Consider the following 12,875-nt stretch of genomic DNA (forward strand, 5'->3'; position numbering starts at 1 on the left):
AAGAACAACGCGGCCCGCGCTTGTCCAACTGCACTAAACAGCAGTGGGACAAGGCGAGCCGGTAGGACAGCGACGGGCGCAAACAGGATCAAGCAGCGATCCCCATCAGCAGCCAATAGATGCAGAGGTGAGCGTCATGCAGACGCTGATAGTAGGTGTCGCGCCCACAGCCGCAATGGGCGTACTTCAAGCGCATGTCGGAGTCCTGGTTGCAGTAGTGCTCTCGCACAATTTGCACATGCTGGGGGTCGAGATGTTTGGTCACAATCAACTCGATATCCAGCGAGCCCTCCAACGGCGCTCGGAACGCACGTCGGCCTCGAATCAACTGCCCATTGCTCTCCATCATCATGGCAACCATGTTCCCACCGGCGAGCCCGCCGGCACTCAGGCCGCAATGCAGATCCTCGGCCCATTTACGCAGCCGCGCATCGATCTCTTTAATCATCGAAACATGGCTCCTCGACCGGCTGCACTTTCAGGTTCGATGCCCCGCCCCAATTTTGCGGCTTCTTGTAACCCCAGGGCCGGACACCACTCTTAGGCAAAGCTGGCAGCCGGACTTTCCGCCAACCCAACCGGTGCATGATCGCCCCGACCCGCATCTGCTCTGGCTTGCCCCAATGTCCATAGTCCAGCTTCAAAGCCCCGAGTAAAATGTCGGTGCCGGTCGCGGTTTCTCCAATCTGAGATTCTTCCAGCCAAGCCAGGATCGGGCCCTCCCACTCGTCCACAACAAAGCGCTCTTCCTGCGCCTCAGCGAACAGCGGCGCCTCCTCCCGGTTGACCCACCAGATATCGCCGGACTGATAGCAAAACATCGCCTCGGCCCATAGCTGATCGCGGATCTCGCGCAGCTTGTCGAACTCCACCTTGGTACATGCGACCGGCCAATAGCGCCGGTTGCCGGTGGCGTCCTTCAGGTATTCATCCTGGTTCGTCGTACCCACGAAAACACACTGGCGTGGCACGTCCATCGTTCTGCGGCCATAGCTTTCGCGGTAGGTGTCGGTCGAGGCCGAGAAGAACTGCTTTGCCTTGGTGGACTCAGCCTTGTTGAAACTATCCAGCTCTCCCAGCTCCACGATCCACTTGCCGCGAATCGCCTGGAAGCCATCCTTATCACCCAGGGCGAAGGGCGTATCCATAAACCAATCACCGCCCAACACGGACATGGCCGTAGACTTACCGGCGCCCTGCGCGCCTTCGAGAATCATCACCGAGTCTGCCTTGCAACCGGGCTGCATCACCCGGCCGACCGCTGACACCATCCAGCGCTTGCCAACCTTCGAGCTGTAGTCCGAAGGGGCTACCCCCATGATGTCGGTTAACCAGGTATCAAGCCGTGGCACTCGGTCCCATTCCAGGCCGCTGAGGTAGTTGCGCACGGGATGGAAGGCGTTGTCATGGGCAACCACACTGACCGCCTCGATCACACTGCTGGCCTTGACCCGCAAGTTGTACTGCTGGGCGAGCCACTTCATCACCAGCATGTCATCGATGTCAGCCCAATCGCCAACCCCGCCGCCATACGGGGCAGTACGCAGCTTGACGATTTTTGAGCTGAAAGCGCTGAACCCAATCACACCGGCCCAGCGTTCGTCGTTGCTCAGGATCAGCTCGACGTTTTGCATATGGGCGATCAACATGCCGTTTTCGGTCCGAGCCAACCGGTCTTTCCAGCCACCCGCTGCAGGAGGCTTGACCACCGCCAGCACCTGCCGACGCACCGCCTCCAGACCTTCGGCACAGTGCAGGTCGTTGAAGTCAGTCCACTTGTCCTCTCGTTCACCCGAAAAGATCGGGCCGACGACCTGACCACCCACAACCGTAGCCGCGTTGTTGGCCTTCTCTTCACCTGGGTTCCAGGGCTCGCCATTCGGGCGCTTGGTCTTCCAGTCATCGTCACGGCAGATGATGATCGGGCGTCCGGGAAAACGCTCACGCATGATCTTGGCGACAGCCAGCAAATTGCCCGCGTCAAAGGCAACCACAACCGTGAGCGAGGTCGCCATATGCAGGCTAATTCCGGTGGCGTACCCCTCACATTCGAGTATCGGCTCACCCGGCTCCGGGTGCGGACCGATCAGAAGAAAAGCCCCCTCTTTCGACATGCCGTAGGGCCAATAAGACTTGTCCCTGCCGGTTTCCTCTTGCTTCTCGGGGAATATCACTTGCAGCCCGACGATCTGGTCCCGAGCATTTTGCATGGGCACCAAAACCGCGCCGGAGCGCGGGGCATAACGAACGCCGAGGCCTACGATCTGCTTTCGATCCAGATAGACGCTACGGCCTTTCTCGGGCATCCGCTTGAACAAAGCAGCGGCACGGTTAGCCGCTCGACGGGCAGCGTTGGCAGCCTTCTCGGCGGCCTTGCGCTTGGCTTCCTCCTGACGAGCGCGCATGACTTCGCGCTCTTCAGGCGTCATCCGACCGGGCTTTACCTTGATCTTTTGCGTTTCACCTGTACGCCAGTCGCCGAACGCGCCGAAGATCAGGGTTTCGCCCTTCTCGGTGTGGTGCTCGTGTAGAATGTACCAGCCGTTTTTCTCTTTGCCTTTGTCCAGGGCGGTCTTGCATCGAGTCAGCTCGCCGTAAATCAGCGGCTGCGCAGGTTCCAGGCCATAGTCGGCAAATTGATTCAGCACGTCATCGAGCATACCGAGCCTCCCGCAACTCATTGAAGGACTGGCACGTCACACAATGAGTGCAGCCCCGCAGAGCCAGGCGGCGCGCTTCGGGAATAGCCCCGCCGCAGCCGTCACAGAACAACGAGGAATGGCTGGGCATCGCCGGCTTGAATGCAGCGCGAGCCGCAAGTGCCTGATCGATGCGCTCTTGCACCAAGTCATTGGCGAAATCAGCAATGTCAGCCACGGCCGTCACCCCGCGTTGTGTGGTTGACGTACGTGGCGCGGTTGAACAATCCCAGCAGCCCCTGGATACCTCGAAATACCTGCAGGCGAATCGCGGCCAACTCGTGGTCGCTGACCACCCCATCGCCAATGCTCTTGGCCCAGGTATCAGCCAGATCGGCCACCTGCCGGAAATATTCGGCGAGGCCGACCGTCAACGTCTCTGGCATGTCAGTGGTGTACACCTCAGACAGCTCATGCCAGATCGTATCGCCGACCAACGCATGCACCGCATCCAGAATGCGCCTGTCCTTCGTCAGTTCGAGGATCTCGCCAAACTCTTGGATGTTCACCGAGTGGCTAGGGTGTGTGGGAGACAGCTTGTGCTGCAGCGTGGTGGGGTTTCGGCCAGTGGTGGCGGCGATTGCAGCGGCGCCGCCTGGGTAATCCCGTGCGGCATGGTAAAGCGCCAGATCAAGCGGCAGGACTTCCCGCTGTGCTCGTTCGACGCAACTCAGAGCGATTCGGCTCATGGCATTAATCCTTGAAAGTTGCCAGTGCCGCGCGACATGCAGTGGTGATACATTTGCCGCGTGGCTTGAAAGGGCCCAAACGCCGGATAGATCTTCGGGATCGACACCGGCACCGTGCCGAGGCGAGCAATCCATTGTTCACCCCTGGCGCAACAGCTGCCCAATCTGTGGTGGAAAAGGCAGCAACACCAAGGCTTCCGAGCCTTGGGAAAGCGCGATAAGGAGAGGTGGTTTGCATGTGGTGTGCCCGCCTACCTTTATCGCGACCCGACAGCGCTGTGGTGGTGCGTGCCGGGAGGAACTGGGCGACCTTTGGGTCGCCTTTTTTCTATGCCGCCGAAGCGACTCCCGCTAAAGGAGCAGGAAAGATTTCAGAAAGGTCTGGCCTCAACTCGTGCGGCAGGACGGTTCCGCCCGAGGCGCGTGAGACAGCAAGCACCCGCTCAGTGGGGACGCGACCGGCCTTGAGCCATTTCCACACATGGGGCTGCTTCACGCCGCAACGGCGTGCAAGTTCCGACTGGTTATTGCCACAAACTTGCAATGCCCTGTTCAGAGCATCAAGCGGCGACGAGCTGCGATCTGAGCAGACTTCCAATGGATGCGTGGTTTTCACTGTGATTCCTCCTTAATGCGGAGGCGAAATTACAACCTAGGGAATAATCTGTCAAGCACCTAGGTTGTTGGACAATCTATAACCTTGGTTTTAGCATGGCGCCATGATGAATTATCTCGATACCTCAGTGCTTCCAGAGCTGGCGGACCGCTTGGTCTACGCCATGGAGCAACGCAACATGGTGCAGGATCGACTTGCTACTGCAGCGGGATGCACACAAACCACCATCCAAAAACTCACCTCTGGCAAGAGCAAGAAAAGTCGCTTTATTGCTGCCATTGCGCGGGCCCTTCAAGTGGATGTGGACTGGCTGGAGTTAGGTACGCTTCCTCCATCATCGAAAGAACAATCGGAATCAAAACAGGCAGTGGACGGAGCCCCAGTCATATTGGGTGAATTATCCACCTGGGATGACACTACCCCGCTGGATGACGATGAAGTTGCGTTGCCTCTCTACAAAGAAGTCGAAATGGCATCCGGCATTGGTAGGTCTGCAGTACAGATAGATGCGTACCGTAAGGTTCGCTTCTCCAGCTACACATTGAGAAAGGCTGGTATCGACCCTAAGAATGCCGCTTGCGCAACCAATAGCGGCAACTCGAACCACCCTCTCATTCTCGATAAAGCCACCATTGGCATAGACAAGGGCATGACCCGGATCATAGACGGCCAGCTCTATGCCCTGGACCATGACGGGCTACTGCGGGTTAAGTTTGTGTATCGACTACCTGGTGGGTCTATCAGATTGCGCAGCTTCAACCGCGCCGAATATGCGGACGAAGACTACACGCTGGATCAGGTTATGGAACAACGGATCCAGATCATTGGCCGTGTCTTCTGGTGGTCGACACTAAACCCTGCGAACTCAACATTGCTTTGACAACGTCAGTACGTAAAGGATGACATATGGAAATCAAAACCTTGAAATCACTGCTCGCTGAGCATGGCGTCTCCTTTGATGCCAATACAATCATGAACGCCCTCATCAAAGCAGGGCATGCCGAGAATCATGAGTATCCGAGCACAACAGGTAGCGGAGTAATGAAGTCCTTCAAAAGGCTGACAGAGGCCGGCGAACGATTCGGAGCCAACAAATCCACCATGCACCCCTTCAAGACCGAACCTCGTTTCTATGCGGAGACCTTCACAGAGCTTCTCCAGGTCGTTGTCAGCCAGCTTCAGCATGAGGTCTCCTCTTTAAGATCTGCGACCGCATAAAGACAACTCCGAAAATTAAACCTTAGGTTATTGCCATAAATTAAAACCTAGGTTATTTTTTGCCTCACTCTTCCACCACAGAGCGAGGCAACACCATGCACACCACTGCAACTCTGCACGTCCATCCAGCCTGCAGCAGCAACCCCAAACTGATCGAGCAACTCCAATCCACCACCGGTTGCTTGGTCATTCTTCACAACAAAAAACCTAAGCTCGTTGCGAAAAGCTCTCTACCTACCCCCTTCGACCCAAACGATGGAGGCCGGGCGGCATGAGCAAATTCTTGATGGATAACCGCACGCTGACGCTACTTAAAGCCCAGGTAAACCTGAGCGGAACGTTCAATCACACCCTTCGACGCCTGTATCGACGCGATGTATTGGCGTTTCGGCTGAAAGTTGAACGCAACAAAACCGACAGCACCTTCACTGTTGAGCTGGGCTCAGAGCGTCACACACTGACCGTGCCCAACACCAAGAAAACACACCTGAAGCTCGCCGACTTCATTGAGGAGGTCGTTAACGGTCCTTCAGACCTGGCAGGCGCCCCCCAGCCGAAACGACATGCTGAACGCGAGTACGGCGCTTTTAGTAGCCAGCAGCGGGAACAGGTTTACAGACTGGTTTCAACAGGCGGCTTTCTCGACCTGGACCTGGGCTTTGAACTGCCAATCAGGCTAGCCGTACACAGGACACGGTCACGCTCCGGTATCACCGTGGTTATGAGCATCGGCGTCAAAAGCCCACGCACCAAGTCTTTCACGGTATACGGCACCGACGACGAGCTGTATGAGCAGGTCTGCGAATCCATCAACCACCTGGCTGCGCTGGCGACACCCGCCGCGCACGCAGCTTAGGAGGTATGCCATGGAGCGCAATCTCGAAAAGACCGCCAAGCACTTCGGCCTGACCCGACCCGCCCTGATCAAGCTCATGCGTGACAAGGGCCTGCTCACCGACCGCAACCTACCGGCGTTCCCCGTCCGCGACCGTGAATACCTGCGGGTCAAGGACAGCAACTGGTACCACGACACGCTGGGCATGCAGTACAGCCAATCGACACGCGTCCGGCAGGCCGGCATTCCCTGGCTAGCAGAGCAACTAGGCCTCGACCTCCCTGCCATCCCGGCAGACAACCGTGACGTGGCCTAGGGAATACGCCCGCCAGATCATCGCCCTACGTACCCGAGAGGAGCGCAACGCCGCGCTCCTTGAGGTGCCGGAACATCTGCGCGAGCTGACCAAACGCCATTGCCTGAATGCCTGGAACCACCCAGCCCGACACAAACGCATGGAGAGCCAAAAGCCTCATGAGTAACCAGCCTCAAAACCCGCTGCGCCTGATGCCAGCACCAGAAACGGCCACCGTCGAGCTGCTGTATCGCACCTTCGGCGACGTGCTTATCCCCCTCGAAAAGCTGCGCGTGCAGTACTTCCGCAACCTCAACGAGCAGTCATTTGCAGCCGAAATCACCAGCGGCCGCATTCAACTGCCCGTGACCACGCTGGACAGCAGCCGCAAGGCACCGAAGTACGCGCATATCCGCCACGTCGCGGCACTGATCGACATCCAGGCCTACAAGGCCGACGAAGTCCACGCGAAGGCCCAGGCCGACGCAACAGAAGAAGCCTAACCGTAACGGCTGCCACCACCAGCCACCCACACCACCAGGAGCACACCACATGACTGCAATTCAAATCTGCGCATTGATCGGCCTGATAGTCGGCGCGGCTCTCATTTATTGGACCGGCTACCGAGGCGGGCTAATTGATGGCCGCGTCGAAGGTATCGAAGAGGGCACGAACGACGAACGAGCTGCCAATGCGAAAACGATTCGTGAACTGGAGGCATCCCTCCAATTCATCCGCGCCGATCACAAGCACCTCGCAGCCCATGCGAAACGGCTGAGAGAAAGCCAAGCCTTCGGCCCTCAAGAGCACCAAACGCTTATGCAGATTGCCGAGAAACTTAGGCTGGCCTCTGACACCTTCCGCGCCATGAGTTCGAAGGCACAGGCACAGCAGGCGCTCGACCTACGCGAGAAAGCACTGGGCATGGCCGCTCTGCTGGATCAGGTCAAAGTGGAGAACGCAGCATGAGCCGTCATAGCCCGATGCTACGCCTCTCACCTCAAGACGCCGGCGTGCTTCAACAGCAACACGTCAAAGCCACAGCCGAACTGCGCGAAGTGACTCGATTCCGCAAAGAGTTCGACCGGCACCTGTCGCTGCTGATCGGCTGCGACGCCCTGCGCAAGTTGCACAAGGACACCCAGAACGCCTTGCTGCTTGCCGACCTGGTCAAGGAGGCAGCATGAACTGGATCCTCACGCATACCGGCAAACGCTTTGACCTGTTCGAGCCGGACGTCGCCATGATCAATCCGCGAGACATTGCGCACGCGCTCGCTCATTTGTGCCGTTTCAACGGCCACACCCACGAGTTCTACAGCGTGGCCCAGCATAGCTGCTTGGTTGCGGATCTGGTTCCGGCCGAGCACAAGCTCGCCGCTTTGCTCCACGACGCCACCGAAGCCTACATCGGCGACATGGTGCGGCCGCTCAAACAGTGGATGCACGCCTACCAGGACGTCGAGACTTGGATCTGGGACCGCATTTGCACCCGCTTCAGCCTCGATCAGGACCTGCCGGCATCCGTCACCCAAGCCGACCTGATCGCCCTTGCTACCGAACGCCGCGACCTGATGCCACCTGACCCGGCCACCTGGGATTGTCTTGTCGGCATAGAACCCGCGCCCGAACGCATCCGGCCATGGTCACCCACCGAAGCCCGGCTCACCTACCACCAGCGCCTGATGGACCAACTCGCTATCGAACACCGGAGAAAAGCGGCATGAAGCAAGTAAAGACCCACACCCCATCCCAGGCCGCTTTGCTCCGCAGCGCTAGCAGGGTCGAGGCGCCTGTAAAAAACAGTCTCTGCTGCGTAGCAGCAGGCATTACTACTGCTCCTCCCAGCAGCACCACCGAAGCGCTTATACCCCACGAAAGGCTGCGCAGTGCAGCGCTCGCTGATGCAACGCTAAACGCTCGAAAATACCCGCTCGCGCAGCTTGTCATTGGGTATAACTACGTTCACCCCTCTCAAGTAAAAAACAGAATCAACGTGGCAAGGAGCAGTGTATGAACACTCTATTCTTACTCATGGCTCAGTACAATGCGAAGGCTGTAATACCATTAGATCAAGTATGCATGGACTACATGCACTTGACTGTCGAGAAATTCAAACGCAAGCAGTTAGCCGGCGAGATAGATATTCCAGTAGTAAGGCTTGGAGCCGACAGTCAAAAAGCATCATTGGGTATATATCTAAAAGACTTGGCCGATTACATTGATAGACAGCGGGAGAGAGCTACTATGGAGCAAAACAAATTGATGGGAAGGAATCAGTAAACTATTGCCGGCTTATTATAAAGCCGGCTATACCTACGCCCCCTCCAAAATCAACCATTCATATTATTTGAGATAACTACTCTACTCTAAAATTTAATTTGTAGGCTGAAGGGAATCATCATCGGCCCCTTTAGCCCTGCCAACTGAAGGTACGGGAGACGTTGAGTTTGCTACAGCTGATGCTTTTCCTGCTGGCTTCGACGCAGTAGGCTTGGTTGGTTTCGCCGCAGCTGGCTTGGCCGCTGCTTTCGCCGCTGTCGGCTTGGCCGCTGGCTTGGCTACTGCTTTCGCCGCTGTCGGCTTGGCCGCTGGCTTGGCTACTGCTTTCGCCGCTGTCGGCTTAGCCGCTGGCTTGGCTACTGCTTTCGCCGCTGTCGGCTTAGCCGCTGGCTTGGCTGCCACTTTTCTCGATGCAGGCTTGGCTACTGCTTTCACCGCTGTCGGCTTGGCCGCTGGCTTGGCTGCCGTTTTTGCCACTACCGATACTGAATTGCTACTCCCAGATCCAGTACTGCTGGAAGGATTAGTTAGGCTAAGATATGCAACACCGACCACTGGAGAACTCAGCAACTCTGTCAGTGCGTTACTTAGCTCAACCTTACTTCGTGTAATTATTTCACGAGAGTCAAACTGCAGCGAAAAATTAAATCCTTTAGCCTGCTTAACCCAATTTGCAACGCGCACACTTTTTTTCGCGCCAGACACTTCACTCATATACACGCCGCCATCTGCCCCCGTCCTGACACGCGGGGCAGCACCAAGAATTGTATCCATAGCTGCTGCTGCAGCTGATATGGTAGATGTCGAACGTATTATTGTGAGTTTCCCACCTGTAGCGTTACGCATAGCTCGAGCAAGCTCATTGAAAACCTCATCAATTTCAAGCTCATGCTTATGCAGATCTTTTGCTGCCTTTACACCAACCTTAAGAGCAGAAATAAAATCAGACATACTAAACCCTCAATACTTTTGTAAAAATCGGCAAATGATCCGACACATCACTCCAGTCTTGGAAATAGCATCCAAATTCCAGCAAAGAATAAATCTTTGTAGAGCTTTCTGAAAAGTGCCATTTACCCTCACCAAAAAACGATGATGAAAACAATATCTGATCGAAAGTCTTCCAATATGTAAGCTCTTTCTTTTGCTTGAAATAGCATGTCCCCGACGGATAATTCCAAAGCTGTTCTTGATCGTAAACATGCGGTATCAAGGCACCCATCTCCCTCCAAAAGGGGTTATACAATACCCGTTTATTCTCCATCATAAAACTCTTATCACGAGTAGATTTCAAGTGATGCGTCATGGAATCCTCATAGGGATCATCATTAAAATCCCCCATTAAAATCACATGAGACTTCTCTCCATCTTTCTCAAATACAGAATTTATGGAGGACCTTAACGTCCCGCCCAACTGGTCCCGATGAGCCTTTGCTGGCATAGACATTCTGCTTTGCCAGTGAGAGAGGTAAACATTAAAAATCGAGTCCCCCCCTACCAAAAGCCTTATTTTTACACCTGCCTTATAATAAGTCTTAACTTCATCAACGCGAGCGACATACTCATACTCTAAAAATTCAATCTTATCTTTATTTACAACCACGCAATAATCATTTATTCGATTTTTCGACGAACTATATAGCGAACAAACTTCAAAATTTCCAACGCCCAGGCCTTGGAGAAACACCCTAACAAGCTGTATATCAGTTTCGTCGATTTCACACAAACCTAAAACATCAACACCATCATCCACCAGCAAATGCTTTATAACAATTAAAAAGCCCTCGGCGGCCTTTTTATTCAGCTTTACACTTTTTTTGGTTGTTGGGGGAGACATACCGGTGTTCCACCAAGCGATGCTCACATCCATATTCTCTCCCACGCCCTCAATGCCCTATTCGGGCAGCCCAGAACAAGCACTTAGAATAGTGAATCAGGTGGCTATTGCGACATTTATCTTGGGTAGCCATTTCCACTCAACGTACGCATCACCTCTACCCCTCAAGTGCGTGTACCGCCTTAAGGAGTTCCAATCCCTATGCCCCGACACGCTCGCCACCCTTGGGATATCCCAATCCATTTCAAATAACCGACTGACACCTTCATGCCTCAAGTCGTGAAAATGCAAATCATCAATACCCAATAACGGGCAAGCTCGCGTAAAGGATGCTGACACGGATTTGCCATTATAGGGGAAGATTTCTCTCTCAACCTTGGGCATGGTGTGCAGGATCGCCCACGCCTCATCTGGTAGATGACACCACACATCGTTACCAATTTTCTGCCCAGGATTTTTCATGTCTCGTACAAGGACAGCTCGCCTGGATTCGTCGAGGTCCTCCCAGCGAATACGTGTTATCTCATCCTGGCGACGTGTGGAAAAGAGCGCAAAGGCGATTATTTCCGGCATGGGAATCGAGCTATTTCCCCGAGTCCGCATCTCAAAGAAGTGCTTCATCAGTTTATCCAACTCATCAAGGGTAGGCCGACGATTGCGCTCCCTGCTTTTGGTAACCATCCCAAGTTTGCGTAGCACCTTCCGGGCGTCCACCATTGCGAGGGGATCAATTTCATACCCCCAGGCTGGCCGAGCTACCGAAAGTACCGCCCCTAGGTGCGATAGATCATTCCCTACTGTCTGCGCCTGGACACGTCCTCCCTCCTTGCTCATCCGCCATTGAGCAAACTCAACCAGCTTCTGACTGTTTAGCGCAGAATCATCGACCTCACCCAGCCACGTCTCTTTGATCGCCGTCAAAGTTGCTCTCTTGGTCTTCCCCAGTGGCCGGATCTTCTCGTACTCGTCCAGGTACTGGTCGATCATTTTCTTGATCGTCACCCCCTTCCGATTCGCACGTTCGATAGCACCAGGCGCGGCCAGCTCCGTCTCCCGCCGCTTGATCCATGCCTGAGCCATCTGCTTGCGGTCGAAGGTTTGGCTTTCCTGATAAACTGTCTTCCCGTCCCGATTGATCCGTATTTGCGCCGTGTAGGCCGTCGAATTGTCCTTGCGCTTGCGTGATGTGATCGTGCCCATATCCAGTTGCTACATTGCCGAAACCGATTGCTACAATGTAGCAACCGCTTTCCAAAAACAAGGAAAAATGGGTAAAAACCGCTGTATAAAAGATCAGTATCAATGAATTTAGAAAAACGTGAAGCCCCCGTAAACATTGGATCAACTCGCAAAGGGCCGTCTCGTCGCTTCAGCGTGGCCCCGATGATGGATTGGACCGACGCCCACTGTCGCTTCTTCCTACGCATCCTGTCCAAAAACGCCCTGCTCTACACCGAAATGGTCACCACCGGTGCGCTGCTCAACGGCGACCACGAGCGTTTTTTGCGTCACCATGAATCCGAGCACCCGTTAGCGCTTCAGTTGGGTGGCAGCGTTCCCGCCGATCTGGCGGCCTGCGCACGCATGGCCCAGGACCATGGCTATGACGAAGTGAACCTCAACGTCGGCTGTCCCAGCGACCGGGTGCAGAACAACATGATCGGCGCGTGCCTGATGGGGCATCCGGGGTTGGTGGCCGATTGCGTGAAGGCGATGCGCGATGCGGTGTCGATTCCGGTGACGGTCAAGCATCGGATCGGGATCAATGGGCGTGACAGCTATGAGCAGTTGTGCGAGTTCGTGGCAACGGTGCGCGACGCCGGCTGCAAGAGCTTCACCGTGCATGCCCGGATTGCAATTCTGGAGGGGCTTTCACCGAAGGAGAACCGCGACATCCCGCCTTTGCGATACGACGTGGTGGCGCGACTGAAGGCGGACTTTCCAGAGTTGGAGATTGTGCTCAATGGCGGCATCAAGACGCTGGAGGCGTGTCATGAGCATTTGCAGACCTTCGACGGTGTGATGCTCGGGCGCGAGGCGTATCACAACCCTTATCTGTTGGCCGAGGTGGACAGCCAGCTGTTCGGCAGCACCGCGCCGATCATCAGCCGCGCCGAGGCATTGGCGCAGTTGCGACCCTACATCGCCAATCACTTATCCCGCGGGGGGGCGATGCATCACGTCACCCGCCATGTACTGGGTCTGGGCACCGGTTTTCCGGGCGCACGGCGCTTCCGGCAGCTATTGTCGGTGGATATTCATAAGACCAAGGATCCGCTGGCGTTGCTGGATCAGGCGGGGCAGTTACTGGAAGGCCGTTAATACGCGCATCTGAGGCGAATCGTTCCGAAAATCCCCTGAACTGCAGTTGCATTAATCGCCCGGCTCATCGCCTGCCGCAAGA

At 55.4% G+C, this 12,875-nt stretch carries 19 protein-coding genes; 11 read left to right on the forward strand and 8 right to left on the reverse strand.

Going from position 1 to position 12,875, the window contains the following annotated elements:
• Positions 1-88: 88 nt before the first annotated feature.
• The 5 genes from LCU97_RS00835 to LCU97_RS00855 form a co-directional block, all read right to left on the reverse strand.
• Positions 89-448: a PA0613 family protein gene (locus LCU97_RS00835; RefSeq protein WP_232775340.1), complete on the reverse strand. Its 360-nt coding sequence runs from the start codon at positions 446-448 to the stop codon at positions 89-91.
• Positions 441-2,660: a VapE domain-containing protein gene (locus tag LCU97_RS00840; RefSeq protein ID WP_232775341.1), complete on the reverse strand. Its 2,220-nt coding sequence runs from the start codon at positions 2,658-2,660 to the stop codon at positions 441-443. Before LCU97_RS00840 ends, LCU97_RS00835 begins: the two co-directional genes overlap by 8 nt.
• Complete coding sequence (locus LCU97_RS00845) at positions 2,650-2,877, reverse strand: TraR/DksA family transcriptional regulator (protein ID WP_232775342.1); 228 nt, start codon at positions 2,875-2,877, stop codon at positions 2,650-2,652. Before LCU97_RS00845 ends, LCU97_RS00840 begins: the two co-directional genes overlap by 11 nt.
• On the reverse strand, positions 2,870-3,388 hold the full coding sequence (locus LCU97_RS00850) for a phage regulatory CII family protein (RefSeq protein ID WP_072348342.1): 519 nt from the start codon (positions 3,386-3,388) through the stop codon (positions 2,870-2,872). The genes LCU97_RS00845 and LCU97_RS00850 overlap by 8 nt, the downstream gene beginning before the upstream one ends.
• A 328-nt stretch (positions 3,389-3,716) precedes the next feature.
• Complete coding sequence (locus tag LCU97_RS00855; RefSeq protein WP_332875333.1) at positions 3,717-4,004, reverse strand: transcriptional regulator; 288 nt, start codon at positions 4,002-4,004, stop codon at positions 3,717-3,719.
• Positions 4,005-4,110: 106 nt separating this feature from the next.
• On the opposite strand from LCU97_RS00855, the gene LCU97_RS00860 reads away from it, so the two are divergent.
• The 10 genes from LCU97_RS00860 (at position 4,111) to LCU97_RS00905 (ending at position 8,634) form a co-directional block, all read left to right on the forward strand.
• Complete coding sequence (locus LCU97_RS00860; protein ID WP_232775343.1) at positions 4,111-4,884, forward strand: XRE family transcriptional regulator; 774 nt, start codon at positions 4,111-4,113, stop codon at positions 4,882-4,884.
• A gap of 26 nt (positions 4,885-4,910) precedes the next feature.
• Positions 4,911-5,222 carry a hypothetical protein gene (locus LCU97_RS00865; RefSeq protein ID WP_232775344.1) on the forward strand — a complete coding sequence of 104 codons (312 nt, stop codon included), beginning with the start codon at positions 4,911-4,913 and terminating at the stop codon, positions 5,220-5,222.
• A gap of 271 nt (positions 5,223-5,493) precedes the next feature.
• Positions 5,494-6,078 carry a hypothetical protein gene (locus LCU97_RS00870; protein ID WP_232775345.1) on the forward strand — a complete coding sequence of 195 codons (585 nt, stop codon included), beginning with the start codon at positions 5,494-5,496 and terminating at the stop codon, positions 6,076-6,078.
• Positions 6,079-6,088: 10 nt separating this feature from the next.
• Positions 6,089-6,373, forward strand: a complete 285-nt coding sequence (locus tag LCU97_RS00875) for a phage antirepressor KilAC domain-containing protein (protein ID WP_232775346.1) — start codon at positions 6,089-6,091, stop codon at positions 6,371-6,373.
• Positions 6,360-6,539, forward strand: coding sequence for a hypothetical protein (locus LCU97_RS00880; protein ID WP_232775347.1), 180 nt, complete (start codon positions 6,360-6,362; stop codon positions 6,537-6,539). Before LCU97_RS00875 ends, LCU97_RS00880 begins: the two co-directional genes overlap by 14 nt.
• Positions 6,532-6,855: a pyocin activator PrtN family protein gene (locus LCU97_RS00885; protein WP_106271166.1), complete on the forward strand. Its 324-nt coding sequence runs from the start codon at positions 6,532-6,534 to the stop codon at positions 6,853-6,855. Before LCU97_RS00880 ends, LCU97_RS00885 begins: the two co-directional genes overlap by 8 nt.
• Positions 6,856-6,904: 49 nt before the next feature.
• On the forward strand, positions 6,905-7,321 hold the full coding sequence (locus tag LCU97_RS00890; RefSeq protein ID WP_232775348.1) for a hypothetical protein: 417 nt from the start codon (positions 6,905-6,907) through the stop codon (positions 7,319-7,321).
• Positions 7,318-7,539 carry a hypothetical protein gene (locus tag LCU97_RS00895; protein WP_232775349.1) on the forward strand — a complete coding sequence of 74 codons (222 nt, stop codon included), beginning with the start codon at positions 7,318-7,320 and terminating at the stop codon, positions 7,537-7,539. The genes LCU97_RS00890 and LCU97_RS00895 overlap by 4 nt, the downstream gene beginning before the upstream one ends.
• A complete protein-coding gene (locus tag LCU97_RS00900; protein WP_232775350.1) occupies positions 7,536-8,078 on the forward strand; it encodes a phosphohydrolase in 543 nt (180 codons plus the stop codon). Before LCU97_RS00895 ends, LCU97_RS00900 begins: the two co-directional genes overlap by 4 nt.
• Positions 8,079-8,364: 286 nt before the next feature.
• A complete protein-coding gene (locus tag LCU97_RS00905; protein WP_232775351.1) occupies positions 8,365-8,634 on the forward strand; it encodes a pyocin activator PrtN family protein in 270 nt (89 codons plus the stop codon).
• Between the two features lie 93 nt (positions 8,635-8,727).
• Here the strand turns inward: LCU97_RS00905 and LCU97_RS00910 are convergent, their stop codons facing one another.
• The 3 genes from LCU97_RS00910 to LCU97_RS00920 all read right to left on the reverse strand — a co-directional run bounded on the left by LCU97_RS00910 (position 8,728) and on the right by LCU97_RS00920 (position 11,671).
• Positions 8,728-9,585: a hypothetical protein gene (locus LCU97_RS00910; protein ID WP_232775352.1), complete on the reverse strand. Its 858-nt coding sequence runs from the start codon at positions 9,583-9,585 to the stop codon at positions 8,728-8,730.
• A gap of 1 nt (position 9,586) precedes the next feature.
• Positions 9,587-10,504 (reverse strand): endonuclease/exonuclease/phosphatase family protein, encoded by a 918-nt coding sequence (locus tag LCU97_RS00915; RefSeq protein ID WP_232775353.1) that lies wholly within the window; start codon positions 10,502-10,504, stop codon positions 9,587-9,589.
• A gap of 63 nt (positions 10,505-10,567) precedes the next feature.
• Positions 10,568-11,671, reverse strand: coding sequence for a tyrosine-type recombinase/integrase (locus tag LCU97_RS00920; protein ID WP_232775354.1), 1,104 nt, complete (start codon positions 11,669-11,671; stop codon positions 10,568-10,570).
• A gap of 102 nt (positions 11,672-11,773) precedes the next feature.
• On the opposite strand from LCU97_RS00920, the gene dusA reads away from it, so the two are divergent.
• On the forward strand, positions 11,774-12,793 hold the full coding sequence (dusA, locus tag LCU97_RS00925; protein WP_232775355.1) for a tRNA dihydrouridine(20/20a) synthase DusA: 1,020 nt from the start codon (positions 11,774-11,776) through the stop codon (positions 12,791-12,793).
• Positions 12,794-12,875: the final 82 nt, after the last annotated feature.

It is taken from the genome of Pseudomonas uvaldensis (assembly GCF_021271205.1).
GTDB classification, from domain to species: Bacteria; Pseudomonadota; Gammaproteobacteria; order Pseudomonadales; family Pseudomonadaceae; genus Aquipseudomonas; species Aquipseudomonas uvaldensis.

Excerpts from the sequence above, each read along its gene's own strand:
- dusA (WP_232775355.1), top strand. The coding sequence starts at position 11,774 with ATGAATTTAGAAAAACGTGAAGCCCCCGTAAACATTGGATCAACTCGC.
- LCU97_RS00885 (WP_106271166.1), top strand. The coding sequence starts at position 6,532 with ATGAGTAACCAGCCTCAAAACCCGCTGCGCCTGATGCCAGCACCAGAA.
- LCU97_RS00890 (WP_232775348.1), top strand. The coding sequence starts at position 6,905 with ATGACTGCAATTCAAATCTGCGCATTGATCGGCCTGATAGTCGGCGCG.
- LCU97_RS00915 (WP_232775353.1), bottom strand. The coding sequence starts at position 10,504 with ATGGATGTGAGCATCGCTTGGTGGAACACCGGTATGTCTCCCCCAACA.
- LCU97_RS00875 (WP_232775346.1), top strand. The coding sequence starts at position 6,089 with ATGGAGCGCAATCTCGAAAAGACCGCCAAGCACTTCGGCCTGACCCGA.
- LCU97_RS00900 (WP_232775350.1), top strand. The coding sequence starts at position 7,536 with ATGAACTGGATCCTCACGCATACCGGCAAACGCTTTGACCTGTTCGAG.
- LCU97_RS00920 (WP_232775354.1), bottom strand. The coding sequence starts at position 11,671 with ATGGGCACGATCACATCACGCAAGCGCAAGGACAATTCGACGGCCTAC.
- LCU97_RS00840 (WP_232775341.1), bottom strand. The coding sequence starts at position 2,660 with ATGCTCGATGACGTGCTGAATCAATTTGCCGACTATGGCCTGGAACCT.
- LCU97_RS00905 (WP_232775351.1), top strand. The coding sequence starts at position 8,365 with ATGAACACTCTATTCTTACTCATGGCTCAGTACAATGCGAAGGCTGTA.
- LCU97_RS00835 (WP_232775340.1), bottom strand. The coding sequence starts at position 448 with ATGATTAAAGAGATCGATGCGCGGCTGCGTAAATGGGCCGAGGATCTG.
- LCU97_RS00870 (WP_232775345.1), top strand. The coding sequence starts at position 5,494 with ATGAGCAAATTCTTGATGGATAACCGCACGCTGACGCTACTTAAAGCC.
- LCU97_RS00910 (WP_232775352.1), bottom strand. The coding sequence starts at position 9,585 with ATGTCTGATTTTATTTCTGCTCTTAAGGTTGGTGTAAAGGCAGCAAAA.
- LCU97_RS00895 (WP_232775349.1), top strand. The coding sequence starts at position 7,318 with ATGAGCCGTCATAGCCCGATGCTACGCCTCTCACCTCAAGACGCCGGC.
- LCU97_RS00860 (WP_232775343.1), top strand. The coding sequence starts at position 4,111 with ATGAATTATCTCGATACCTCAGTGCTTCCAGAGCTGGCGGACCGCTTG.
- LCU97_RS00865 (WP_232775344.1), top strand. The coding sequence starts at position 4,911 with ATGGAAATCAAAACCTTGAAATCACTGCTCGCTGAGCATGGCGTCTCC.
- LCU97_RS00850 (WP_072348342.1), bottom strand. The coding sequence starts at position 3,388 with ATGAGCCGAATCGCTCTGAGTTGCGTCGAACGAGCACAGCGGGAAGTC.